The following is a 22,386-nucleotide window of genomic DNA, read 5'->3' as shown; positions in this document are numbered from 1 at the left end:
GACAAGTGCAGCTTGCAAGCGGTGGAGCGAAAGCGATCCCGGCGATGTAGTTATCAATATGTCCAGGGTGGCCAGTGGCTTGTGAACGGTGGCTTAAGGTGGTGGTGCAAACAAGCCGGCTGACTGCGCCAAAGACCGCTCGGTCATGACATATTCGGAGCTCAGTCTAGCTATTCAGCCGCGGTTGCAAGCTTGTCGATGGCAACGCCTTTGCCGACACCGGTGCGTTCCTTGAACGGCGTCGTGTCGATGTCCTCCAATTCGATTTCGCGCGACAGCACCTTACGCTTCCACTCATGATGCTCGGGTTCCTTGGCGGTGAATTCGGGCATCACCTCGGCGGCGAACATTTCCAGGCTTTCGCAGATATGCGGGTGGCTGTTCTTGCCAGCCTGGTTCAGCAGGATGATCTGGTCGACGTGGGATGCCTCAAAACGATGCAGTTTCCGACGGATGGTTTCCGGTGATCCAATCAGGCCACCGGTCAGCGCCTTGTGGGCGAGTTCCGGGTTGGCCTGCTTCCATTTCAGGTATTCCTCCCACAGGCTGACGGTGCCGGGGGCGGCGCGCTCGCGGTTGCGGGAATTACTGTAATAGGCCAGCGAGAACTGGAAGAACGTTACGCCATCGGCGCGCCGCCGCGCCTCTTCGTCGGTCTCGGCGCACATGAAATAGCTGACCATGGCGATGTTGCAGTTGGACTGGTAGTCCGTAAGCTTTTGCTGACGCAGCACAAAAGAGTTGTAATAGGCGTGCACCCAGGCGTGCGCCATCTCCGCCGACAGGAACTGAAATCCCAGGGCGCCGATGCCGCATCGACCGGCGAGTTCGATGGTCTCCAGTTGAGAACAGGCGACCCAAAGTGGCGGATGCGGCTTTTGCACCGGCTTCGGGAGTACGTTTCGCAGAGGGAACTTGAAATACGGGCCGTCATATTCCCAGCCAGCGTCCTTGAACATAGGCAGCACGCAGCGCACCCCGTCCTCCCAGACCGCCTGCTTGTCCTCCATCTGGCGGTTGAATGGCGCCAATTCGGTGATCGAGGCGCCTTCGCCCATGCCGAACTCGACACGCCCGTTGCTGACCAGGTCGAGACAGGCGACCTTCTCGGCGACCCTTGCCGGGTGGTTGGTAGTCAACTGGATGATGCCGTGGCCGAGGCGGATCTGGCGGGTGCGTTGGCTGGCGGCAGCCAGGAACACCTCGGGCTGCGGCGAGTGCGAATACTCTTCCAGGAAGTGATGTTCGACTTCCCAGGCGTAGTGATAGCCGAGCCGATCCGCCAGTTCGACCTGCGACAGCGCGTTCTGGTACAGCTTCTGCTCGGTGTCGGCTTCCCACGGCCGCGGGCACTGCAATTCGTAAAAGATCCCGAATTTCATCGACTGTCCCTCCAGCTACTGGCGGGTATCCTAGGCGCGTGGCGGCGCCAAGTCGATGTTAGCGTTCAGGGGCCACTGTGCTGTTCGCGCCAGCGCAGGAAATCGCGGAACAATGCTTCGCGCCGCTCGTTGTTCATACCGGACGACTTCTGCCCGGACTGGCTGACGTAGTTGTCGAATGAGGTGCGCAGGTCGTTATCGCCTTGGTCCCGTTTGAGATCGTTGACAGCCTCGGGGTAGCGGGTCCAGCCCTGCACCTGGGCCGCCAGGTTCACCTCACGCCATTTCGGATGGAATTCGGCTTGACGCAATTGCGGGAACCGGTCAAAAAATGCGTCAACAAAACGATTTACCCGTTTGGCGCGCTGGGTGTCGGAGGTTGCGGCCAGTGTGACCAAAACCGATCCGACCGCCACCGTATCGACCGACGACCCGGTAGGCACCATGTTGGGATAACGCTGGTGGTCCAGGCTGGTCGGCAAATAGGCCTCGACGATTTGCGCGTTCAACGGGATTGGCAGGAAGTGCAGCCCGGCGCCGGGCTCGATCCCCTGCAGCAACGGTACTGGTTCGCCGCCGACCACGAACATCGCGGCGATTTCGCCGCGGCGCAGCCGCTCCAGCGCCGTGGAATCCGATGCGTGCGTGACGTTCGGAGTGACGTGGACCATATCCAGTAAGGCTGACGCGGTCAGTTCGGTTCCGCTGCCCAGGGCCCCGATCGACACGATCCTGCCGTTCAGATCCTTCAGACTGGCAACGTCTGTGCGCGCCAGGACGTGAACCTCCTCGGGAAACAACTTGGCGATGTATTGCACCGATGATTCTCGTGGGATCGCCCCACTCTGCATGGTCTCTGTCAGGACATCAGTATGTACAATGGCGACATCGACGCCCTTGAGGTAGATCAGATCGGCAAGGTTCTGCACCGACCCTTCGCCCAGCATTGGCAGCACGCGCAGTTTGTCGCCGTCGTCCAGCACCTGCGCGATGTCGCCGGCGATCCGCGCATCGGTGCTGCCGGCGCCCCCGGCAATCAGGCCGATTGTGTTATTTTGGGTGCTGGCCCTGCGTACTGCGTAGGCCACTGAATCGCCGGGTTGACCCGATACCGCAACGACCGGCACAGACAGGCCGGCGATCAATAACGCCAGCATGGGGCGCTTACGCGGCATTGATAATACTCCACAATAAGATCGAAGTAATGATTTAATTGATCCCGCCGAACGGCACCAGCTTTGGCGTCCCGCCAGGGTACAACCTGCGCCAAGACTTTTGGATTCGGCAAGACCCGATATACTGGGAAACATGGCTCCGGTCCGTGAAAATCGAGGAGAATTGTATGACCGACAATCCATTGCGGCCGGCACTGTTCCGACCGGACGCCATCGCCGACGACACGGCAAAGCTGAACGATACGCTGGTCGGCTTGATGACCGGCCTGCCGGAGTGGTGGAACGTCGGTGCCGAACAGACCCGTGAAGCCCGCCGGCAGGGCCGTGGGCCGTTCCCGCCGGCGATCAAGTCGGCTCGGGCGCGGACCATCATCATCAGCGGGCGGGACGGCAACAAGATCCCGCTGCGAATCATCGCACCCGACCAGATAAAGGGTGTCTACCTGCACCTTCACGGCGGTGGCTGGGTGCTGGGTTCGGCTGACCAGCAGGACCCGATGCTGGAGCGCATCGCTGATAATACCGGCCTGGTCGTGGTCAGCGTCGAATACCGGCTGGCGCCGGAACATCCGTATCCAGCAGGACCCGACGATTGCGAGGCGGCCGCCGCCTGGCTGGTGCACAACGCCAAAGCCGAGTTCGGCACCGAAGTCTTGACCATCGGCGGTGAGTCGGCCGGCGGACACCTGTCTGCGGTCACCGTGCTGCGGATGCGCGACCGCTACAGCTACACCCAATTCGGCGGCGCGAACCTTATCTATGGCGCCTTCGACCTCAGCATGACACCGAGCCAAAAGGCGTTCGGCGATCGGCGGCTGGTGCTGCGCACGATCGATATGCAGCAGTTCTACAACGCCTTTCTGCCGACGATCACCGATCGGCGGGTGGCCGACATCTCGCCGCTTTATGCCGATCTGACCGGGCTTTGCCCGGCGCTGTTCAGCGTGGGAACCCAGGATGCGCTGCTCGACGATACGCTGTTCATGCACGCCCGCTGGGTGGCGGCGGCAAACCCGGCGGAGCTGGCGATCTATCCAGGCGGTGCCCATGGGTTCACGCTGTTTCCAAACCGGTTGGCCGATGACGCCTTGGCGCGGTCGGAGGCGTTCCTGCGTTCGGTGACCGGGTAGAGTGCGATCGCTTTTGGTGGCATCACCAAAAGCGTGGATCGCTCTCTCGGAAAAAGGATTGCTCTAGTACCTCGTCACAGTGGTTTTGACTCTTTGGCGGTGTCAGGATAGGCGCGGGCTAACTTCTGCCGCGCCCTCTGTGTTGTGAACTGCCATTTGATGCGTGCGCCCGAGGCATTGCGCTGGTGCTGCCACGCCTCGACTTCAGAGTTGAGCACCGCGCGTTCACCGATCCGGCGATCGAGACACTGGCCGCGCAGCACACCGATCTCGATCTCCACCATGTTCAGCCAACTGGCGTGCTTGGGTGTGTAATGGAACTCCAGGCGCTGGAGAATGCGGTGCGCCTCAGGTGCCGGGAAGGTTTCGTAGAGTGCCCCGGCAGTATGTGTGGAAAGATTGTCCATCACGACGCGGATCTGGTCCGCATCCGGATAATGGGTGTCGGCCAGATCGCGCATGGAGACAGCAAAATCTCGCGCGGTTCGCTGGTCTGTCACCTTCACATGGCGCCAGGATCTGTGCGCATCGAGGAGCACGAACAAATTGGTCGTGCCATTACGGCGGTATTCACAGTCGTAGCGCTCCGGCTGGCCCGGCTCGGCCGCGATCGGCTCGCGCACCTCGCCGATCAACTGTGTCGGACTTTCGTCGAAGCAAACCACCGGGCGCTTCGGATCAGCCTCCTCGGCGTAGAGATCGAGCACATCCTCCATCCGCGCAACGTAGGCGCCGTCGACCTGCGGAATGCACCACATGTCGCGCCGCCACGGCTTCAGATCGTCTTCGGCGAGGCGCCGGCGCACCGTCTCGCGTGACAGGTCCTCATGCTCTGTCAGTTGGACCATCGCACCGGCCAGCAGATCCAGCGTCCATCGCTTGCGCCCCTCAGGGGGGTTGGAACAGGCGGTTGCCACCAGCAACGCCGTCTCCTTGCCGGACAGTTTGCGGCCTGCCCCTGGACGGGGCTCCTCGCTCAGAGCCAGTTCCAGGTTGCCGTCCACGAAGCGCCGTTTGGTTCGGTAGACCGTCGATCCGCCAACAGAGAGGCTGCTGGCGATCACGTCGTCGCTGACGCCCGCGTCGGCGGCCAGCAAGATTTGGGCCCGTTTGATTTTGCGTGCCGCATGTTTGCCGCCGTTGAGCAGCGCCGTCAGTTCAGCGCCTTCCGTCTCGTTCAGGTTACCCGGTATCGTATGTTCATCGCTGATCCCCCGCTGTCGAGGACAACGATGAATCGCGCCGCTGATTCGCGACCAGATTTCACCCCTAGGCAGGGCCAGTATCTGGCGTTTATCCAAGCCTATACGCTGGTGAACGGGCGCCCACCGGCGGAGGCGGACATGATGCGGTTCTTCCGGGCCACACCACCGTCCGTGCATCAGATGGTGCTCAACCTTGAGAAGGCGGGGCTGATCTCAGGTCAGCCGGGCGTGCCTAGGAGTATTGTCGTCCTACTCGACCGATCCGCGTTGCCCGAGCTAAATCCAGGCCACGCTCAAACGGTCAAAACCACTGTGACGAGGTACTAGCGGGCTACAGCAAATCCAGCCCCTGCTTGCGCGTCGGCGGCGGATGCGCCGCATCGATCGCCGCCAGGTCATCGGCCGTCAAGCTGATCTCCGCCGCGGCCGCATTTTCCCGCACATGCGCCGCATCCGCCGCCTTCGGGATCGAGATCACGTTGCCGCCGCCGCGCAGTCCCCAGGCGATCGCCACCTGCGCCGGCGTCGCACCATGGCGCGCCGCCACCGCCCGCAACGCAGGCGATCCCAGCAACCGGCGCACATCATGTCCCAGCGGCGAGTACGCCATCACCGGGATCTTATGATCGGCGCACCAACCCAGCAGATCGAACTCGATTCCGCGGCTGTTCGGATGATAAAGCACCTGATCCGCCGCACAGCCGGCGCCCCCCGGCACAGCCAGCAATTCGCGCATATCGGCGGTGTCGAGATTGGACACGCCCCAGTAGCGAATTTTCCCGGCCGCCTTCAACGCCTCGAACGCCGCCACCGTTTCCGCCAGCGGATGGCCGCCGCGCCAGTGTAGCAGATACAGATCGATCCGATCGGTATTCAGTCGCTTCAGGCTGCGCTCGCACGCCGCCGCCACGCCGCCACGCGATGCGTTCTGCGGCAGCACCTTGCTGACAATGAACAGCCGATCGCGAAGCCCCGACGATGCGGTCGCCACTACCTCCTCGGCTCCGCCAGAGGCATACATCTCGGCGGTGTCGATCAGCGTCATACCGAGATCGATGCCAAGCCGCAACGCATCGGCCTGCTTCGCCGTATCGCCACGCCGCTCCCCCATGTACCAGGTTCCCTGCCCCAGGGCCGGAACCGTCTCGCCGCCCGGCAACGCGACCATCCGCATCACCCGGCCAATCCCTCTGCCACCCGCATCACTCGCAGGAAGTTGCAGCCCCATAGTTTTTCAAGCGCACCGCGATCAAATCCACGCCGCAGCAGTTCCCCGGTGACGTTGGGACTCTGGCTGGCGTCATGCCAATCGGAAAACCCGCCGCCGCCGTCGAAGTCCGAGGAAATCCCCACATGGTCGATCCCGATCCGGTTCACCGCGTACTCGATATGATCGGCGAAATCGGCCGCCGTCACCTCTTCCGGCTTGGCGTTCGGCTTCAGGAACCCCGCGACGGCGGTGATCTGGATCACCCCGCGCACGTCGCGGATCGCATCCAACTGCCAGTCGGTCATGTTGCGCGAATGATCGCACAGCGCGCTGACGCAGGAATGGGTGGAAACGATCGGTGCGCGCGAGGCTTCCGCCGCCTGCACCATGGTGTCACGCGAGGTGTGCGCCACATCGACCAGCATGCCGACCCGATTCATCGCCGCCACCGCCGCCCGCCCCAATGCCGACAGCCCGCCATGCTCGGTCTCGCGGTCGCCGAGGTCGCGCCGCGGGTTGCAGGAATCGGCCAGCGCGTTGTGGCCATTATGGGTCAACGTCATATAGATCGCCCCCAACCGGCGAAATGTGGCGATGCGCGACAGATCGGCGCCGACGGCGAAGCCATTCTCGACGCACGGCACGATCGCCAGCACATCGTCGCGCTTCGCTGCGACGATCGAATCCGCTCTGGCGGCGACCCGCACCGCGATGGTGGAATCCGTCTGCCCCATGCGATTGATCTGTTCCAGCATTGCCACCGCGCGGGCGTAGGCGGCATCTTCGGATGCCGGCGTGCGGCCGATCTGCGGAACATAGGCCACGAAGCAGGCGGCACTGAGCCCGCCGCGTATCATCTTGGGCAGATCAACCCGGCGCGGTCCATCCTGGAACGGGTCAGGGCCAGTGGGCCAGGGAATGTCAATATGGGTATCCAGCGTCACGATGGTCCGGTGGATCGAGTAAGCGTCTGGCTGAATGGCGTCGTTCATCCAGACAAGGTTACAGATTACCGCCCGTCACGGAAGAGGCGCGCGGCGGGAATGAAGTCAAGCATCCGGATTTCAGCGAATATCAACGCTGACACGGCTTGACGCCAACGATCCTGGCGATCGGCGCGCCCTGGATTATCATTGACCGTGGCGCTTCCTGGCACCATTGCGTCGAAGTAAAAATTCACGGCCGATCTTCACCATCGGGACACCGTCGTATTCGACGATGTCGGCGGTGGCGTAGGTCTCATGCCACGAGTCCGGAATGAAACTGCCAGTGCCGACAACATCGATCGGCGCTTTCGCATCCGCCATCACGCGGCATTTTTCGACCCCGAAACCGGACGATGCCACGATCTTTACCGCGCCCCAGCCAGCTTGATCCAGCCTCTCGCGCATGCGCCAGATCGCCGCCGCCGAAACCCCCGTGCCGACCAGGAAGCGCAATTCCGCATCGCTGCGGTAACGCCGGATCGCACCCGGCACGTGGCGTTCCAGCACGGCGTAGCTCTCCGCCGGATCGAGCCCTTCCAGGAACCGCCCGCCATGCGTGTCCAGCCGGAACGACAATCCACCCTCCGCGGCAAGCTCAGGGAACCGGGCGCACACCGCTAGCGCGTCGCTGATCTCCTTGCCGAAATAATCCACCAGCACGGTTATCGGCTCGTTGGGAAAGGTCTCGCGGAACATTTCGGCGGCGCGCAGCGTCGATCCGGCATAGCCGATCAGCGAATGCGGCATGGTGCCGAAGCCCCGCGTCGCGCCAAACCAGTGTGCGGTGGCATCGTTGGCGCCCCCGACGAAGCCTTTGGCGCCTTCGCGCCGGGCCGCCGCGCTGCCGACCGAGGCGGCATACGACATCATGTCCTGCATCTCGGCACCAGCGCAGTGGCGCGCCTCCATTGCCAGGAACGCAGCCGACGGCAGCGACAGCGCCATCTGATAGGCGTGGTGCGCGGCAACACAGGCCGGGCCAACCTTCTGCAGCAGGATTGTCTCCAGATCCGACAGATCCACCAACCCGCCGGTCAGATAGACAATCGGTTCGCCGGCGCCCACCCAGTCGCCTTCCTGATGGATCAGGTCGACCTCGATCTCGGTCCGGCGAAGATCCGCTGCCAGCTTAAGCCAGTCCAGCATCAACCTCGGTGCGCAGATCACCGGGCGGCGCATGAACACCGCGTAAGTGACCCGCTTGTCGCCGAACCGCGCCACGATCTGGCGAGTGCGATTGAAGTAGCTGTCGGTCCGCGCGCCGATCTCGACCGCCAGATTCTCGCCACGCTCGCTCAATCCCTTGCCCGCCATACCCCCGTCCGTCACCGGCGCCGGCTCACTGCGCCGCCAGCACGGCAGCGGTGGCCGGCCGGCGACGGCGCTTCAATTCGGCCGCCACCAGGAAGGCCAGCTCCAGCGACTGTTCGGCATTCAAACGCGGATCGCAGAACGTCTCGTAGCGCCGCTTGAGGTCGAGTTCGGACAGCCGATGGGCGCCGCCGATACACTCGGTCACGTCGTGCCCGGTCATTTCGACATGCACGCCCCCGGCCCAGGTGCCTTCCGCGGTGTGAATGTCGAAGAAGCCGCGAACCTCGCTCAGGATCGAGTCGAAACTGCGGGTCTTCATCATCAGTTCCGTGGTCACCGTATTGCCGTGCATCGGATCACACAGCCACACCACCTTGTGGCCGGACCGTTCCACCGCGCGCACCAGCGGCGGCAGCCTGGCGCCGACCTTATCGGCTCCCATGCGGCTGATCAGCGTGATCCGGCCAGCCTCGTTCGCCGGGTTCAGGATATCCAGCAGCCGCAGCAGGTCCTGGGGTTCCTGCGTCGGCCCGACCTTGATCCCCAGCGGATTGCGCAGCCCGCGCAGGAACTCGACATGGGCGCCTTCGACCTGGCGGGTACGGTCGCCGATCCAAAGGAAATGCGCCGAGCAGCCATACCAGTCATTCGTTGTCGAATCAATCCGAGCGAGCGCCTGTTCGTAGGGCAGCAGGAGGGCTTCGTGGCTGATGTAGAAGTCGGTCTCCCGCAGGTCGCGCGTGGTGGTGCTGGTCATGCCGCAGGCGGCCATGAACGATAGCGTCTCGTCGATGCGCGAGGCCAGGTCCTGGTATCGCTCCGCCAGCGGCGAGCGCTCGACGAAATCAAGGTTCCAGCGATGCACCTCGTGCAGGTCGGCATAACCGCCGGAGGAAAACGCCCGCAGCAGGTTCAGCGTGCTGGCGGACTGGAAGTAGCCGAACTCCATGCGCGCCGGATCAGGGATCCGGGCGGCTTCCGAGAACTCCGGGCCGTTGACGATATCGCCGCGATAGCTGGGCAGCGTCACCCCATTCTGGGTTTCGCTGTCGGACGAGCGCGGCTTTGCGAACTGCCCGGCCATGCGGCCGATCTTCACCACCGGCAAGGAGGCGCCGAAGGTCAACACCACCGCCATCTGCAGCAGCACGCGGAACGTGTCGCGGATGATATTGGCGGTGAAATCCCCGAAACTCTCGGCGCAGTCGCCGCCCTGCAGCACGAAGGCGCGGCCCTCTGCGGCCAGCGCCAGGTGCGCCTTCAGCCGGCGCGCTTCACCGGCAAACACCAGCGGCGGATACTTGCCCAGGCGCGCTTCCATTTGCTCCAGCTTGGTCGCGTCCGGGTAGGTCGGGACCTGGCGAATCGGGCAATCGCGCCAGGAATTCGGGTTCCACGGGCGCTGTGGGGGGGATTCGGCGGCTAGCTCGGTCGGCATAACGGTCTCCTTGGATCGCTTTATGTCGCGAAACTGGCGCCAAGGCTACTGTTGGTGACAGCACGGGTCGGCCCAAGCCGGACGATCCGCCCGCTCGTTACTCCGCCTGGACGAGGCGTCCTACCGGTTCGCCGCCGGCCGACCGCCGGCGGCCTGCAGTTCGGCCGCGGTAATCGCCTCCAACGATCGCCCACTGGTGGCGATGCCCAGGATCAGCACCGACAACGCCCCACCCAGCAGCACCGCGGTGGTGATGCCGAACACCCCGGCGAAGCCCCAGATCGGGTAGATGTAGCCGACAACGATCGGCGAGGCGATGGCGCCGAGGCGGCCGATGGCGGAGGCAATGCCGCACCCGGTCGCCCGCACTTCGGTGGGAAACAGCTCAGGCGTGTAAACATAAAGTCCCGCGTAACTGCCATTCATGAAGAACGAAAGCAGCGCCCCAGCCACGGTCACCTGCAGGTTGTCATGAGCGTTCGCCAGGCCCAGCGCCGATACCCCGCCCAGCAGCATGTAGGACACGATCAGGGCTTTCCGACCGATCCGATCGATCAGCCAGGCGGCGGAATAATAGCCCGGGATTTGCGCCACGTAGATCAGCAGCGAAAAGCCGAAGCTGCGGGTCACCGTCATGCCGGATTTGACCAGCAGGCTGGGGATCCAGGTGAAGAACGCGTAGTAGCTTGCGGTCAGCGACAGCCACATCAGCCACGACATCGCGGTCACGCGGCGCAGCGGGCGTGACCACAACGCCGCCAGGTTGCCCCTCAGAGCGGCGCCCAGCGTGCCGGTGGTGACCCGGGACGAAGCGTCGATCGGCGCCGCCGGCGGGGCAAGGATGTCGCCCAGTTCGGCGACCACGCCGGCCTCGATCATCGACACCGCGGCCTCGGCCTCTTGGCTGCGGCCGCGGGTCTCCAGCCAGCGCGGCGATTCCGGCAACGACCGGCGCCACCACAAAAGCATGACCACGGGCACCGCGGTGGCGAAGACCGCGAAGCGCCATGCCGCGGGGGCCAGCGGGATGATGAAGTTGCCCAGCAATGCCGCGCCGACGAAGCCGAACGAGAAAAAGCCGGCAAGTGCGCCGGTGAAGCGGCCGCGGTATCGGCTGGCGACGAACTCGGTCAGGAACGGGGCGATGATCACGCTTTCCGCGCCACTGCCGAAGCCCGCCACGATGCGCAGCACGAAGAATTGCGGCCACGTGATCGCCAGCGCGCTGAGCGCGGTCGCTGCACTGTAGATCCCCAGCGCCCCCATCATCACGAACCGCCGTCCGAGCAGATCGCCGAGCGTTCCGGAGCAGATCGCGCCGAAGAAGAAGCCGATATAGGTGGCGCTGCCAAGCACCCCAGTCTGCACGCTGCTGAGGCTCCACAGGACAGAGACCACCGGCAGCACGAACGCCATGATCGCGCCGTCCATTGCATCGAAGGTGTAGCCCAGGCCGCCCATGAACAGCAGGCGGCGGTGAACGTTGCAAAACGGCAGGCGTTCCAGGCGGGCAGCGACATCTGACATGGGGTCGGCCTTCCTCGGTTCGGTCCGGGCTTGGCCGGATGTTTCATCGGACCGTCGCGCAGGATAAACAGGGGACCGGAATGGCGATACACCCGTCAAGAACCATCAGTCGAAAACCGCCGGAGCGCGCGCTGGTTCGCGTCGAACGCGTCGGGTCGGAGGGCGATGGCATCGCCCGGCTGGCCGACGGCACTCCCCTCTACCTTCCCCTCACCCTCCCCGCCGAGGTCGTGGATGCTCTGCCGTTGCATCCGCGCGGTAACGGGTGGCATGCCGTTGCCGAAACGATCACCGATGCCGGCGCGGCGCGCGTCGATCCGCCGTGCCGACATTTCGGCCGCTGCGGCGGCTGCGTGCTGCAGCATTGGCGCGACGCGGAGTATCGGTCGTGGAAGTCCGGGTTGTTGTCGCATGCGTTGCGCCAGGCCGGATTCTCCCCGACCGATCCGCCTGGGTTCGTGCCCGGGCTGCCGGCTGAACGCCGGCGGATCGACTTCGCGGCACGCCGTGTCGCCGGCGGCGTCGTCATCGGTCTGCACGCGCAACGCTCCGCCGAGGTCATCGACATCACCGACTGCCCTGTGCTGCACCCCGCCTTGATGGCGCTGCTCGATCCGTTGCGCCGGCTGCTGGCTGGCATCCGCGCGCTGCGGCGGCAGGCGTCGGTGGTGATCAATCTGCTGGATTCCGGCGCCGACATGTTACTGCGCACCGACGCGCCACTGACGTCCGAGGATCGGACTGCGCTGATCGGTTTCGCCCGCGACCACCGCCTGTCCCGCGTGTCCGCGGCGCGAGGCAACGATACGCCGGAGACGATCGGCTTGCTGCGTCCCGCCACCACGACATTGTCGGGCGTTGAGGTGCGACCGCCGCCAGGAGTGTTCCTGCAGGCCACCCCGACCGGGCAGAGCGCGATCATCGCGGCGGTGCTTGGCGCGATGCCCACCAAGCTCACCGCAAAGACCCGCATCGCGGAGCTTTACGCCGGATGCGGCACGCTGACCTTCGCGCTGGCTCGGGTGCTGCGGATCGCCGCGTTCGAGGGCGATGCGGCGACCGTCGCGGCGTTGCGCCAGGCGATCAACCAGTCCGGCCTGGCCGGCCGTGTCGAGGCCACGCAGCGCGACCTTGCACGCCAGCCGCTGTCAGCCAAGGACCTCGCGGGCTTCGCCGCCGTGGTGCTGGATCCGCCCCATGGCGGCGCGGCGGCACAGATCGGCCAGCTAGCCGCCGCACGGGTGCCGACTGTGGTCTATGTGAGTTGCAACCCTTCGACCCTGTCGCGCGACGCTCGGGTGCTGTTTGCCGCCGGCTATCACCTGGCGACCGCCACCGCGATCGACCAGTTCCTGTGGTCGGCCAGGCTGGAGAGCGTCAGCGTATTCCGCCACGCTTGACGGCTGGCAAACGAAGTCGAACCATCGGGCAACACAAAACCTTCATCCACGCGGGTGTCGCAAGCGCTCACAGTTTGGCGCCGAACCAATCCGTCGCCGAACGCGAGTGGAGACAACCGATGACGACGTTTAACCGCCCTCGCCAGCCCGGCGCATCGCTGGCGCGGCACCCCGCCCCGCGCATCACCAGGTTCGAGCCGATCCCGACGGCGTATGCTCGCGGCCGCAAGGCACCGTTCCGCATGGACCTGAGCGACGTGCTGACCGCCGACGAATATCGCGAGATCACCGATGCCGGCAGCATGTCGTTCCACTGCATCGGAGACACCGGCGGGGTGAAGAACCCGGAACCGCAAAAGCTGGTCGAGCAGGGTCTCGAGCAGTCGTTACACACCGGGAATATCGCCCCCAGCCTGCGCGGCGCCTCGATGGCATCGGCATTCTGCTATCATCTGGGCGACGTGATCTACTACAACGGCGAGGTTTCCGAATACTTCGCCCAGTTCTACGATCCCTACGAGCATTATCCGCTACCGATCGTCGCCATCCCGGGCAACCACGACGGCGAACCGCTCAACGCCGAGGCGACCTCACTGGAAGGTTTTTATCGAAACTTCCTGGCATTGAAGGCGGCCGACGGGAAGTCGACCTTCACCCCGGAATCGCGTGACAGCGGCCGCCCGGCGATGACCTTGCCGTTCTTCTATTGGACCTTGACCACCCCGTTCGCGACGTTCATCGGGCTGTATAGCAATGTCCCCGAACATGGCCGGCTGGATAACCAGCAGCGGGCCTGGCTGCACTCGGAAATGGCGGCGGCCGATGCGACCAAGGCGCTGATCGTCGCGGTGCATCATCCGATTTACTCGTTCGACGATCATCACAGCGACAGTCCGACCATGGCCAAGGAACTGCAGGATGCGATCAACGTGTTCGCGGCGGGTGCCGAACATGGTGCTGAATGCGCACGTGCATAACTACCAGCGCATCGAGAAGGCGGTTGGCACGCACGCCATCCCGTTCTTCGTGATCGGCAATGGCGGCTACTGGAACCTGCATCGGCTGGCTGCCGCGCAGGGCTATCGCGATCCCGAAACTGAAGCAAAGCTGATCTCGGCGATCGACAGCCGGCATGGCTTCATGACCTTCGAGATCAGCGACTCGGTGATCAACGGCAACATGACCACGGTGCCAAGGCCGCAGGAATCCTGGACCGACGCCAGCGCCTAACAACGCCTCGTTCGACGTCTTCAGCTACACCTCGTTGCCGCTGCATCTGTCCGACGGCGACAGCGCCCTACTGCTGCCGCCCGACGGCACCAACGTGGCCGCGCATACCGACCACCGGGCGGAACACCCGCTGGCGCAATCGGCCGCCGCGGGCCGGCGTGCCCAGGCGCGCGATGCTCATGCGACACGGACGGCGCAACGTGCGCGTGGCCGACGCGGATCGGCAGGCTGAACTCCGCCGGCCGGTCGGCGGTTGACAGGCTGCACGGCGCGGCCTGTACAAAAGCCGATGTCGCAACACCCGATCCCGATCCATCCCGACGTTGTCGTCGAAGCCGGCCAGCGTGTTTGGTCCGGCCGCTTCCCGCTGGACGTGATAACCTTCCGCCATCGCCGGTTCGACGGCGCGCTGTCGGCCACCCGCCGGTGGGAGTTGTGGCGGCGGGGACCGGCCGCGGCGCTGCTGCCGTACGATCCGCTGGCCGACGCCGTGGTGCTGATCGAGCAGTTCCGCCTTCCCGCCCTGGCCGCCGGAGTCGATCCCGTGCTGGTGGAACTCCCCGCCGGCCTGTGCGAGGACAACGAGAACCCCGCCGCGACCATCCAACGCGAGATGCGCGAGGAAATGGGGCTGGATGCCGACCGGATCGAACGCATCGGCGGTTTCCTGCTGACCGCCGGCGGCGCGGACGAGTTCTGCCATCTTTATGCTGGCCGCGTGGTTGCGCCACCAGCGGACGGCGAGGGCATCGCCGGATTCGGCGGCGAAGCCTGCGAGAACGAGGACATCCGGGTGCGGGTGTGGAACGCCGCGGATGCGATCGAGGCTGCGTTCGCCGGCTGCTTCACCAACTCGATCACCGCGCTCGGCCTGTTCTGGCTGGCGGCGCAGCGGGACCGGCTCAGACAGCAATGGATGGCAGCATGACCCAGCGGATTTTCCTCGATCAGCCGACCCGTGCCAGCACGTCGGCGACGGTGGTGGTGAGCGGCGACCAGGGAATCGTGTTGGATCGGACCGTTTTCTATGCCCGCGGCGGCGGTCAGCCGGGCGACAGCGGGGTACTGCACTGGTCTGGCGGAAACACGCCGATCACCGAGGCGGTCAAGGGCGAAGGCGAGGCAATCCTGCACAAGGTCGCGGCGGACGCCGCCCTGCCCCCGGTCGGGGCGGTGGTGCAAGCGGCCATCGACTGGCAGCGTCGGCACGCTCATATGCGCATGCACACCGCGATGCACCTGCTGTGCAGCCTGATCAAGGGCGCCGCGGTGACCGGCGGCGCGGTCGGGGCGGACAAGTCGCGGCTCGATTTCGATCTGCCCGATTCGCCGCCGAAGGAGGCGGTGGAGGCCTGCTTGAACGCGCTGATCGAAGCCGATCATCCGGTGCGGTCGGAGTGGGTCGATGAAGCCGTGCTGGACAGCAATCCCGGGCTGGTGCGCACTTTGTCGGTGCAGCCGCCGCGCGGCACCGGACGACTGCGACTGGTCCGTATCGGCGACGCGACGACGCCGGTCGATCTGCAGCCCTGTGGCGGCACGCATGTGTCCCGGACCGGCGAAATTGGCCCGATCCGGGTGGTCAAGATCGAAAACAAGGGCAAACAGAACCGGCGCATCACTATCGCGCCCGCCGGTTAAGCCGCGCTGGTCCTGTCCGCTTGCTAAACAATCGGCCATCACGCCTTGGGATAGGCGCCGTTCGTGCCCATCTAAATACATTGGTCGGGTTACCGAGTGGGAGGGATGAGGATGTCTATTTCCGACGTCTTGCATGGCAAGGGACGGCATGTTGTAACGATCCGCACGTCGGACAGCGTTGAAACCGCGATTCGCAAGCTGGCTGATCAGCGTATCGGCGCGCTGGTCGTCGAAGACCAGTGGATGCGTCACGCCGGCATTTTTTCGGAACGCGATTTCGTCAACGCCATCGCTGAACATGGCGCGCGGGCGCTGACCATCCCGGTAGAGAAGCTGATGACTTCGCCGGTGGTGACCTGCCGGCTGACCGATCGTGTCGAAACCGCGATGGCGGCAATGACGATGGCGAAGGTCAGACACCTGCCAGTGATCGAGGACGGCAAACTGGTCGGCATCGTCAGCATCGGAGATCTGGTAAAGCATCGGCTGGACGAGAAAGCCCTCGAAGCCAACGTGCTGCTCGACATAGCGCGATTGCACGCCTGATCGCGGCACGTTCAAGCCCGGCGATTTCGAGGCCTGTGGTTTCAAGACCTGAGGGGTTCCACTAGCGTAGGTGCGGACCGTAAGGAACACCGCATTGGCCGCACAAGATATCTTCGCGCGTTTGGCAACCGTTGTCGGCGGCGCCGCGTTGCTAACGCGACGGTTGACAACGAGCGCGCCCGATCCGGCGTGGGGGAACTCCCCGTCGATTCCATCAGCCAGGCCGCAGGGCAATTTACCGACGCTGAAAATGCCGACCGCCCAAGGGTGGGGCAGGGGACAGACGCCGGTGGCTGCGCCTGGGCTCAAGGTTAACGCGTTCGCCACCGGTTTACAGCATCCGCGCTGGATCCATGTGTTGCCCAATGGCGACGTGCTGATCGCTGAATCGATCAACATGGCCAGGGCCTCGATGCGCAACATCTTCGACTACGCCATGGTCAGCACGATGAAACGCGCCGCCGCGGTGGGGGTCAGCGCCAACCGCATCACCCTGTTGCGCGACACCGACGGCGACGGCGTGGCGGAAACCCAGCTTGCTTTCCTCGACGGTCTGAACCAACCCTTCGGTATGGCGTTGCTGGGCGACACCTTCTACGTCGGCAACACCGATGGCGTGGTTGCGTTTCCGTACACCGCCGGCGCCAACCGCATCACCGCACCGGGGCGAACGATGGTCGAATTCAACACCGGCGGCCATTGGACACGCAGCCTGCTGGCCAGCCCCGACGGGCGAAAGCTTTACGTCGGGGTCGGATCATCCAGCAATATCGGCGAGAATGGCATGCACCTCGAGGCCGGCCGGGCGGCGATTTATGAACTGAATGTTGCCAGCGGCGAAAGCCGGATCTTCGCCTCCGGCCTGCGCAACGCCGTGGGCATGGCGTGGGAACCCGGCACCGGCACGCTATGGACCGCGGTGAACGAACGCGACGGCCTGGGCGACGAGACCCCGCCGGATTACCTGACCTCGGTGCGTGACGGTGGGTTCTATGGCTGGCCCTATTGCTACTGGGGACAGACAGTGGACGATCGGGTACCACAGAATGCGGGCATGGTGGCCACGGCGATCACGCCGGATTATGCGCTGGGCGGACACACCGCCTCGCTTGGCCTGTGCTGGCTGCCCGCCGGCGCGCTTCCCGGCTTTCCCGACGGCATGGCGATCGGCCAGCACGGGTCATGGAACCGCAGCACGCTCAGCGGCTACAAGCTGGTCTTCGTGCCGTTCAGCAACGGCCGCCCGTCCGGGCCGCCGCGCGATATCCTGTCGGGATTCCTCGCCCCCGACGAGCGGGTGTCCTATGGCCGACCGGTCGGGGTGGCGATCGGCCCGGACGGGTCGCTGCTGATGGCCGACGACGTCGGCGACGTGATCTGGCGGGTGACCGGCAATCGGCGTGACTAAGGCGCTTCGTTTGCCGCCGAAACAGCCTCCGTCCAAACCATCCATAACGGCCCGGCGTTAAGCAATTCTTAATCGAAATCAATTACCACAGGGCATTCCGCCAATTCCGCGCCAGGATGCTCAAGACCATGTTCAGCCGCCTGAAGCTTCGCACCAAACTGGGGCTGCTGCTCAGCCTCTCGGTCCTCGCCGTGCTCGTATCCATCGGATTTGGCGCCGGGACGCTGCACAGCAAGATGACCGAGGACCGAGTCGACAAATTGCGCGCCGTCGTCCAATCGGCGATGACGATTGCCAAGAGCCTGGACGCCGAGGTGGCGGCCAAGACGCTGACGCAAGACCAGGCGATCGGGCAACTGCGCGACATCGCCCACGCGATGCGCTTCGATGGCGGAACCGGCTACCTGACGATCTCCCGCCCCGATGGAATGATCCTCGTCCATGGCGTCAACCCTTCGCTTGAGGGCAAGCCATCGCATGCGGTCGATAGTCAGGGACGATCGATCACCTCGTTGGAAACCGAGGCGCTGCGCAACAGCAACGATGGCGTGATAGCCTATTCGTTTCCGCGTCCCGGGCAGACCCAGCCGGTGCCAAAGATCGCCTACGTCGCCCGGTTCGCACCGTGGAATATGATCTTCCTGGCGGGCGCCTACGTCGATGACCTGAACAGCGAATTCAACAGCACACTGACCTGGCTGAGTGTCGTCGGCGGCGCGATCCTGGCTCTGACACTGACCATCGGCTGGCTGGTGAACCGCGATATCAGCAAGATGCTCGGCGGCTTGCGCGATACCATGGCGCGCTTGGCCGACGGTAATCTGGCCATTGTCGTCCCCGGCCTTGATCGAAAGGACGAAATGGGCGGCATGGCGCGTGCGGTCGATGTGTTCAAGGACCACGCTGCCCGTCTCGCGGCGCTTCAGCAAGAGCAGCAGGCCGAACGTCAACGCAGCAACGAAGAACGGCGGCAGACGCTTCACGGTCTGGCCGATCGTTTCGACAAGGAAGTGCGCAGCGTCGTGGAGGCGGTCGCCGCCGCCGGCGGTAACATGGGGGCGGCGGCTCGCAAGGTCGGCGGCACCGCGAGCGCCGCGACCGAACAGTCCGGGTCCGCACTGCAGGAAGCCGAGCAGGCAACGGCGAACGTGCAAGGGGTCGCGGCGGCAATCGAAGAAATGGCCGCGACCGGATCGGAGATCAGTCGCCAGGTTGCCCGCGCCGCCACCATCTCGCGCGACGCGGCTGAGGAAGGGCGGCGCACCAACGACAAGGTCGCCGGCCTGGCGATGGCGGCGCAGAAGGTGGGTGACGTGGTGAACCTGATCCAGAACATCGCCGCGCAAACCAATCTGCTGGCGCTGAACGCGACGATCGAGGCAGCCCGCGCCGGAGAGGCCGGCAAGGGGTTCGCCGTGGTCGCCGGTGAAGTGAAAAGCCTGGCCAATCAGACCGCCAAGGCAACCGAGGAAATCCGTGCCCAAATCGCCTCGATCCAGGCCGAATCGACAGGCGCCCTCACCGCCATCCAGGGCATCTCGCACACCGTGCACGGGGTCGAGGAAATCGCTGCTGCGATCTCCGCCACGGTCGAGCAGCAGAGCTCGGCGATACTCGAGGTGTCCGAGAATATCCAGCAAGCCGCCAGCCGCACCCAGCAAGTCGCGCACAACCTGAAACGGGTATCGGATGGTCTGGGCGAAAACGCCTCCGCGGCAGCCGAAGTGCTGTCGGCCGCCGATCTGCTTGGACAGCAGGCAGGGGTGTTGCGGGTGGAGGTCGACAGCTTCCTTGGCACCGTCCGGGCGGCCTGACCGCACGAGCAGCCTCCGGCAATGCGGGCCGCCGCCCGCAAGGTCCCGCTAATCCGCCAGATCGCGCATGATCGAATACAGGTCCGATTTGGCTTCGAACCCGATGCCCGGCAGATCCGGCAGCGTCACCATGCCGTCGCGCACCCGGGTTCCATCGGCGAAACCGCCATACGGCTGGAACACGTCGGGATAGGACTCGTTGCCGCCCAACCCCAGCCCGGCGGCAATGTTGAGCGACATCTGGTGGCCGCCATGCGGGATGCAGCGCTTCCAGGACCAGCCGTGCTGCTTCAGCATCACCAGCGTGCGCTGATATTCACACAGGCCATATGACAGGGCACAATCGAACTGCAGCCAGTCACGATCCGGGCGCATGCCCCCATGACGGATCAGATTGCGCGCGTCCTGATGACTGAACAGGTTCTCCCCGGTTGCCATCGCACCCGGATAGAATTCGCCCAGCGCCGCCTGAAGCCGGTAATCCAGCGGATCGCCGGCTTCCTCGTACCAGAACAGGTCATAGTCGCGCAGCATTTTGGCGTATGCGATCGCGGTATCCAGATCGAACCGGCCGTTGGCGTCCACCGCCAGGCGAGCCTGCGAGCCGATAGCGGCCAGCACCGCCTCGATACGACGCCGGTCCTGCTCGATCGTCTCGCCCCCAATCTTCATCTTGACGACGGTATAGCCCCGCTCCAGGTAGCTGCGCATTTCACCGCACAGTGCCGAGTCGTCTTTTCCGGGGTAATAATATCCGCCGGCGGCATAGACAAAGACATCGGGGTCCGGGCTGACGCCGTGCCGCTCGGCCAGCAGGCGAAATAGCGGCTTGTCGGCGATCTTGGCGACCGCGTCCCACACCGCCATGTCGATGGTACCGACCGCGACCGATCGATCGCCATGGCCGCCGGGTTTTTCATTGCGCATCATCGTGCCCCACACCTTGTCGGGGTCGAGGTTGTCGCCGGTCCGATCCAGCAGTGACGCCGCATCGGCTTCCAGGATGCGCGGCGCGAATCGCTCCCGGATCAGGCCGCCCTGGCCGTAGCGTCCGTTGGAATTGAAGCCGTAGCCGATTACCGGTTTGCCGTGGCGCTCCAGGTTGGTGACGACGGCAACGAGGCTCGACGTCATCTTGCTGAAATCGATATAGGCATTGCGGATCGGTGAGCTGATCAGCTTGGTGATCTCGCGGACATCAAGGATTTGGAGCGGCATCGGCGGGACCCTGGATCAAAAAGGACGAACGATGACCATGATCACGATGATCACCATAAGGATCGTCGGGATCTCATTGGCGATCCGGTAGAATTTCTGGCTGCGCCGGTTAGCATCGGCAAGAAAATCCTTCCGCCATCGCGACATCGCCCCATGAAAGCCTGACATCAAGATGACGCATAGCAGTTTCACGTGCCACCATCCGGCCGACCAGTCGATGATGCCGGGCGTCAGCACCAGGATGATGCCGAACACCCAGGTGGCGATCATCGCCGGGTTCATGATCTGCTTGAACAGCCGGTATTCCATCACCTTGAAGCGTTCACTCTCCACGCTGCCGGGACGTACGTCGCAGTGATACACGAACAGCCGCGGCAGGTAGAAGATCGCCGCCATCCAGGCGATCATGGCGATGACGTGGAATGCCTTCGTCCATGGATACAGGTAGCTGAACGCCGCGATGGTCATGTCGGCACCGACCGCAACGCGCGCAGCATGCCCGGCAGTACCAGCATCGAGGTGAACGGAATCGCGCCGGCCCGGCGCAGACTTTCGGTCTCGGCTTCAGGGCCGAACCCGAGGCAGGTCATTCCTGCCGCGACCGCCGCCTGCACGCCGGCCTGGGAATCCTCGATGACCACGCAGTTGGCGGGCGCAACACCTTCGGCGGCGGCTACGGCAAGGAACAGGTCGGGGGCAGGTTTGCCGCGCTTGCCCTCGGCGATCATGTCATACGCGCTGTGGATGCGGCCCCGCACCAACTCGGACAGGCCAACGCGGGCAAACTTGGCCGCCATCTCGGCGTGCGAAGAGTTCGAGGCCACGCGGAACGGGAGGCCCATCGCGGTGGTGGCCAGCAGTGCCTCACGAGCGCCCGGAATGGCGGTGACCTCGGCCGCCATCACCTCGGTGACGTGACGAACCAGGTGGTCGATCCAGCCGGCACGGAGCGGACGATGCAATTGCGCCTCGGCGGCAAGCTGAATGTCGGCAAAGGTCAGTCCAAGGAAGCGCCGGTTGCACTCGGCGGCCGAAAGCTCCCACCCGACCCGGTGCAGCTCGGCCGAAACCACGCGATCGCACAGCGCTTCACTGTCTATCAGCACGCCATCACAGTCGAAGATGACCAGACGCAGGTCGATCGGCATCGCGGGTGATCCGTTCAGCAGGACGTCGATGGTTCAGCTCCGATGGTATTTCATCCAGGCCAGGGCTGATATCATGGAGCGAGCGCGAGGGCCACGCCCGTACCAGGGAGGCCCCATTCTGTCGATGAGCCCGAGCTGAATATGAAGATGCAAAACACGATCAAGTCACTCGTCCTGAGTGTGCAATGGTCTGATCTTGAGCTGAAGGACACTGTCAGAAGTTTCACGTCGAGACCAGCCAGATGCGACCCCTCTTATCGATCAATGGCATGCCGAGCGGGAGGCTCCGCCGAGGGCCGAGGTCAAGGCCTAAAGCCGCGGAGCGGGCCGCCAACGGCGGCGGCCTTGAGGTCGGTCCTCGGCAGAGGAATAATCGACTGCGCCATCGGGTCGCCAGATCGTCGAACATGGTCCGTAAATTCAACTCCCGACGTTTACACCTGATGCAACCAAGAAAGCGCAGCGCGTCAGATCCGATCCCCACTCCCGTGGCCCTCCGCGAAACTCATTCTTGCTCCGTGTTAAAATTCTTGCCGCACACCACGAACACAGCCAATCCGTGGACACCACCGCCGACACCAACGACCCCACCTCTGACACCTAGTCTAGCCTAG

General features: G+C 64.3%; 20 protein-coding genes and 1 pseudogene. 10 read left to right on the top strand and 11 right to left on the bottom strand.

Annotation, left to right across the window (positions count from 1 at the left end):
* Nucleotides 1–170: 170 nt before the first annotated feature.
* Together ACQY4Y_RS00985 and ACQY4Y_RS00980 are read right to left on the bottom strand one after the other, a co-directional pair.
* Nucleotides 171–1,382, bottom strand: coding sequence for an LLM class flavin-dependent oxidoreductase (locus tag ACQY4Y_RS00985; RefSeq protein ID WP_428488707.1), 1,212 nt, complete (start codon nt 1,380–1,382; stop codon nt 171–173).
* Between the two features lie 65 nt (nt 1,383–1,447).
* Entirely contained in the window at nt 1,448–2,752 is a 1,305-nt protein-coding gene (locus tag ACQY4Y_RS00980; protein ID WP_428488706.1) for a TAXI family TRAP transporter solute-binding subunit, read from the bottom strand.
* Between ACQY4Y_RS00980 and ACQY4Y_RS00975 the strand changes: the two genes are divergently transcribed.
* Complete coding sequence (locus ACQY4Y_RS00975) at nt 2,725–3,687, top strand: alpha/beta hydrolase (RefSeq protein WP_428488705.1); 963 nt, start codon at nt 2,725–2,727, stop codon at nt 3,685–3,687. The two genes, ACQY4Y_RS00980 and ACQY4Y_RS00975, sit on opposite strands and share 28 nt — an antisense overlap.
* A gap of 74 nt (nt 3,688–3,761) precedes the next feature.
* Here the strand turns inward: ACQY4Y_RS00975 and ACQY4Y_RS00970 are convergent.
* Nucleotides 3,762–4,891: pseudogene (locus ACQY4Y_RS00970) on the bottom strand (IS630 family transposase).
* Here ACQY4Y_RS00970 and ACQY4Y_RS00965 point away from each other — a divergent pair.
* The gene (locus tag ACQY4Y_RS00965) at nt 4,884–5,219 is read left to right on the top strand and encodes a LexA family protein (RefSeq protein ID WP_428488704.1); all 336 of its coding nucleotides are present in this window, start codon (nt 4,884–4,886) and stop codon (nt 5,217–5,219) included. The pseudogene ACQY4Y_RS00970 and the gene ACQY4Y_RS00965 sit on opposite strands and share 8 nt — an antisense overlap.
* A gap of 4 nt (nt 5,220–5,223) precedes the next feature.
* Here ACQY4Y_RS00965 and ACQY4Y_RS00960 read toward each other — a convergent pair whose 3' ends face one another.
* From ACQY4Y_RS00960 to ACQY4Y_RS00940, 5 genes are all read right to left on the bottom strand, one after another.
* Complete coding sequence (locus ACQY4Y_RS00960) at nt 5,224–6,066, bottom strand: aldo/keto reductase (protein WP_428490706.1); 843 nt, start codon at nt 6,064–6,066, stop codon at nt 5,224–5,226.
* Entirely contained in the window at nt 6,066–7,094 is a 1,029-nt protein-coding gene (locus ACQY4Y_RS00955) for a dipeptidase (protein WP_428488703.1), read from the bottom strand. The genes ACQY4Y_RS00960 and ACQY4Y_RS00955 overlap by 1 nt, the downstream gene beginning before the upstream one ends.
* 138 nt (nt 7,095–7,232) lie before the next feature.
* The gene (locus ACQY4Y_RS00950; RefSeq protein ID WP_428490705.1) at nt 7,233–8,402 is read right to left on the bottom strand and encodes a nicotinate phosphoribosyltransferase; all 1,170 of its coding nucleotides are present in this window, start codon (nt 8,400–8,402) and stop codon (nt 7,233–7,235) included.
* A 25-nt stretch (nt 8,403–8,427) separates the two neighbouring features.
* Complete coding sequence (locus ACQY4Y_RS00945) at nt 8,428–9,840, bottom strand: class II 3-deoxy-7-phosphoheptulonate synthase (protein WP_428488702.1); 1,413 nt, start codon at nt 9,838–9,840, stop codon at nt 8,428–8,430.
* A gap of 120 nt (nt 9,841–9,960) precedes the next feature.
* Nucleotides 9,961–11,367: an MFS transporter gene (locus tag ACQY4Y_RS00940; protein WP_428488701.1), complete on the bottom strand. Its 1,407-nt coding sequence runs from the start codon at nt 11,365–11,367 to the stop codon at nt 9,961–9,963.
* Nucleotides 11,368–11,447: 80 nt separating this feature from the next.
* Between ACQY4Y_RS00940 and ACQY4Y_RS00935 the strand changes: the two genes are divergently transcribed.
* The 8 genes from ACQY4Y_RS00935 (at nt 11,448) to ACQY4Y_RS00900 (ending at nt 19,406) form a co-directional block, all read left to right on the top strand.
* On the top strand, nt 11,448–12,767 hold the full coding sequence (locus ACQY4Y_RS00935; RefSeq protein WP_428488700.1) for a class I SAM-dependent RNA methyltransferase: 1,320 nt from the start codon (nt 11,448–11,450) through the stop codon (nt 12,765–12,767).
* 119 nt (nt 12,768–12,886) lie between these two features.
* Nucleotides 12,887–13,744 carry a metallophosphoesterase family protein gene (locus ACQY4Y_RS00930; protein WP_428488699.1) on the top strand — a complete coding sequence of 286 codons (858 nt, stop codon included), beginning with the start codon at nt 12,887–12,889 and terminating at the stop codon, nt 13,742–13,744.
* Nucleotides 13,719–13,997, top strand: coding sequence for a hypothetical protein (locus ACQY4Y_RS00925; RefSeq protein ID WP_428488698.1), 279 nt, complete (start codon nt 13,719–13,721; stop codon nt 13,995–13,997). Before ACQY4Y_RS00930 ends, ACQY4Y_RS00925 begins: the two co-directional genes overlap by 26 nt.
* 289 nt (nt 13,998–14,286) lie before the next feature.
* Nucleotides 14,287–14,925, top strand: a complete 639-nt coding sequence (locus ACQY4Y_RS00920) for an NUDIX domain-containing protein (protein ID WP_428488697.1) — start codon at nt 14,287–14,289, stop codon at nt 14,923–14,925.
* Nucleotides 14,922–15,638 carry an alanyl-tRNA editing protein gene (locus tag ACQY4Y_RS00915; protein WP_428488696.1) on the top strand — a complete coding sequence of 239 codons (717 nt, stop codon included), beginning with the start codon at nt 14,922–14,924 and terminating at the stop codon, nt 15,636–15,638. Before ACQY4Y_RS00920 ends, ACQY4Y_RS00915 begins: the two co-directional genes overlap by 4 nt.
* 111 nt (nt 15,639–15,749) lie before the next feature.
* Nucleotides 15,750–16,184: a CBS domain-containing protein gene (locus tag ACQY4Y_RS00910; protein WP_428488695.1), complete on the top strand. Its 435-nt coding sequence runs from the start codon at nt 15,750–15,752 to the stop codon at nt 16,182–16,184.
* Nucleotides 16,185–16,434: 250 nt separating this feature from the next.
* Nucleotides 16,435–17,592, top strand: a complete 1,158-nt coding sequence (locus ACQY4Y_RS00905; protein ID WP_428488694.1) for a PQQ-dependent sugar dehydrogenase — start codon at nt 16,435–16,437, stop codon at nt 17,590–17,592.
* 128 nt (nt 17,593–17,720) lie between these two features.
* Nucleotides 17,721–19,406, top strand: coding sequence for a methyl-accepting chemotaxis protein (locus tag ACQY4Y_RS00900; protein WP_428488693.1), 1,686 nt, complete (start codon nt 17,721–17,723; stop codon nt 19,404–19,406).
* A 48-nt stretch (nt 19,407–19,454) separates the two neighbouring features.
* On the opposite strand, the gene ACQY4Y_RS00895 is transcribed toward ACQY4Y_RS00900, so the two are convergent.
* From ACQY4Y_RS00895 to ACQY4Y_RS00885, 3 genes are read right to left on the bottom strand one after another with little or no spacing between them, the layout of a single operon-like run.
* A complete protein-coding gene (locus ACQY4Y_RS00895; RefSeq protein WP_428488692.1) occupies nt 19,455–20,624 on the bottom strand; it encodes a mandelate racemase/muconate lactonizing enzyme family protein in 1,170 nt (389 codons plus the stop codon).
* Between the two features lie 15 nt (nt 20,625–20,639).
* Nucleotides 20,640–21,092, bottom strand: coding sequence for a protoporphyrinogen oxidase HemJ (hemJ, locus tag ACQY4Y_RS00890; RefSeq protein WP_428488691.1), 453 nt, complete (start codon nt 21,090–21,092; stop codon nt 20,640–20,642).
* Nucleotides 21,089–21,772, bottom strand: coding sequence for an HAD family hydrolase (locus ACQY4Y_RS00885; protein ID WP_428488690.1), 684 nt, complete (start codon nt 21,770–21,772; stop codon nt 21,089–21,091). The genes hemJ and ACQY4Y_RS00885 overlap by 4 nt, the downstream gene beginning before the upstream one ends.
* Between the last annotated feature and the right edge of the window lie 614 nt (nt 21,773–22,386).

Origin of the sequence: Rhodopila sp. (assembly GCF_965277165.1) — a bacterium.
Lineage (GTDB): Bacteria > Pseudomonadota > Alphaproteobacteria > Acetobacterales > Acetobacteraceae > Rhodopila.
Note: the sequence above shows the minus strand (reverse complement) of the source record. Positions and strands in the feature narration are given on the sequence as shown.

Bases quoted from the DNA above. Each gene is read 5' to 3' on its own strand.
- ACQY4Y_RS00915 (WP_428488696.1), top strand. From the start codon at position 14,922: ATGACCCAGCGGATTTTCCTCGATCAGCCGACCCGTGCCAGCACGTCG.
- ACQY4Y_RS00905 (WP_428488694.1), top strand. From the start codon at position 16,435: ATGCCGACCGCCCAAGGGTGGGGCAGGGGACAGACGCCGGTGGCTGCG.
- ACQY4Y_RS00925 (WP_428488698.1), top strand. From the start codon at position 13,719: ATGGTGCTGAATGCGCACGTGCATAACTACCAGCGCATCGAGAAGGCG.
- ACQY4Y_RS00930 (WP_428488699.1), top strand. From the start codon at position 12,887: ATGACGACGTTTAACCGCCCTCGCCAGCCCGGCGCATCGCTGGCGCGG.
- ACQY4Y_RS00975 (WP_428488705.1), top strand. From the start codon at position 2,725: ATGACCGACAATCCATTGCGGCCGGCACTGTTCCGACCGGACGCCATC.
- ACQY4Y_RS00985 (WP_428488707.1), bottom strand. From the start codon at position 1,382: ATGAAATTCGGGATCTTTTACGAATTGCAGTGCCCGCGGCCGTGGGAA.
- ACQY4Y_RS00900 (WP_428488693.1), top strand. From the start codon at position 17,721: ATGTTCAGCCGCCTGAAGCTTCGCACCAAACTGGGGCTGCTGCTCAGC.
- ACQY4Y_RS00960 (WP_428490706.1), bottom strand. From the start codon at position 6,066: ATGCGGATGGTCGCGTTGCCGGGCGGCGAGACGGTTCCGGCCCTGGGG.
- ACQY4Y_RS00950 (WP_428490705.1), bottom strand. From the start codon at position 8,402: ATGGCGGGCAAGGGATTGAGCGAGCGTGGCGAGAATCTGGCGGTCGAG.
- ACQY4Y_RS00965 (WP_428488704.1), top strand. From the start codon at position 4,884: ATGTTCATCGCTGATCCCCCGCTGTCGAGGACAACGATGAATCGCGCC.
- ACQY4Y_RS00910 (WP_428488695.1), top strand. From the start codon at position 15,750: ATGTCTATTTCCGACGTCTTGCATGGCAAGGGACGGCATGTTGTAACG.
- ACQY4Y_RS00940 (WP_428488701.1), bottom strand. From the start codon at position 11,367: ATGTCAGATGTCGCTGCCCGCCTGGAACGCCTGCCGTTTTGCAACGTT.
- ACQY4Y_RS00895 (WP_428488692.1), bottom strand. From the start codon at position 20,624: ATGCCGCTCCAAATCCTTGATGTCCGCGAGATCACCAAGCTGATCAGC.
- ACQY4Y_RS00945 (WP_428488702.1), bottom strand. From the start codon at position 9,840: ATGCCGACCGAGCTAGCCGCCGAATCCCCCCCACAGCGCCCGTGGAAC.
- ACQY4Y_RS00885 (WP_428488690.1), bottom strand. From the start codon at position 21,772: ATGCCGATCGACCTGCGTCTGGTCATCTTCGACTGTGATGGCGTGCTG.
- ACQY4Y_RS00935 (WP_428488700.1), top strand. From the start codon at position 11,448: ATGGCGATACACCCGTCAAGAACCATCAGTCGAAAACCGCCGGAGCGC.
- ACQY4Y_RS00920 (WP_428488697.1), top strand. From the start codon at position 14,287: ATGTCGCAACACCCGATCCCGATCCATCCCGACGTTGTCGTCGAAGCC.
- hemJ (WP_428488691.1), bottom strand. From the start codon at position 21,092: ATGACCATCGCGGCGTTCAGCTACCTGTATCCATGGACGAAGGCATTC.
- ACQY4Y_RS00955 (WP_428488703.1), bottom strand. From the start codon at position 7,094: ATGAACGACGCCATTCAGCCAGACGCTTACTCGATCCACCGGACCATC.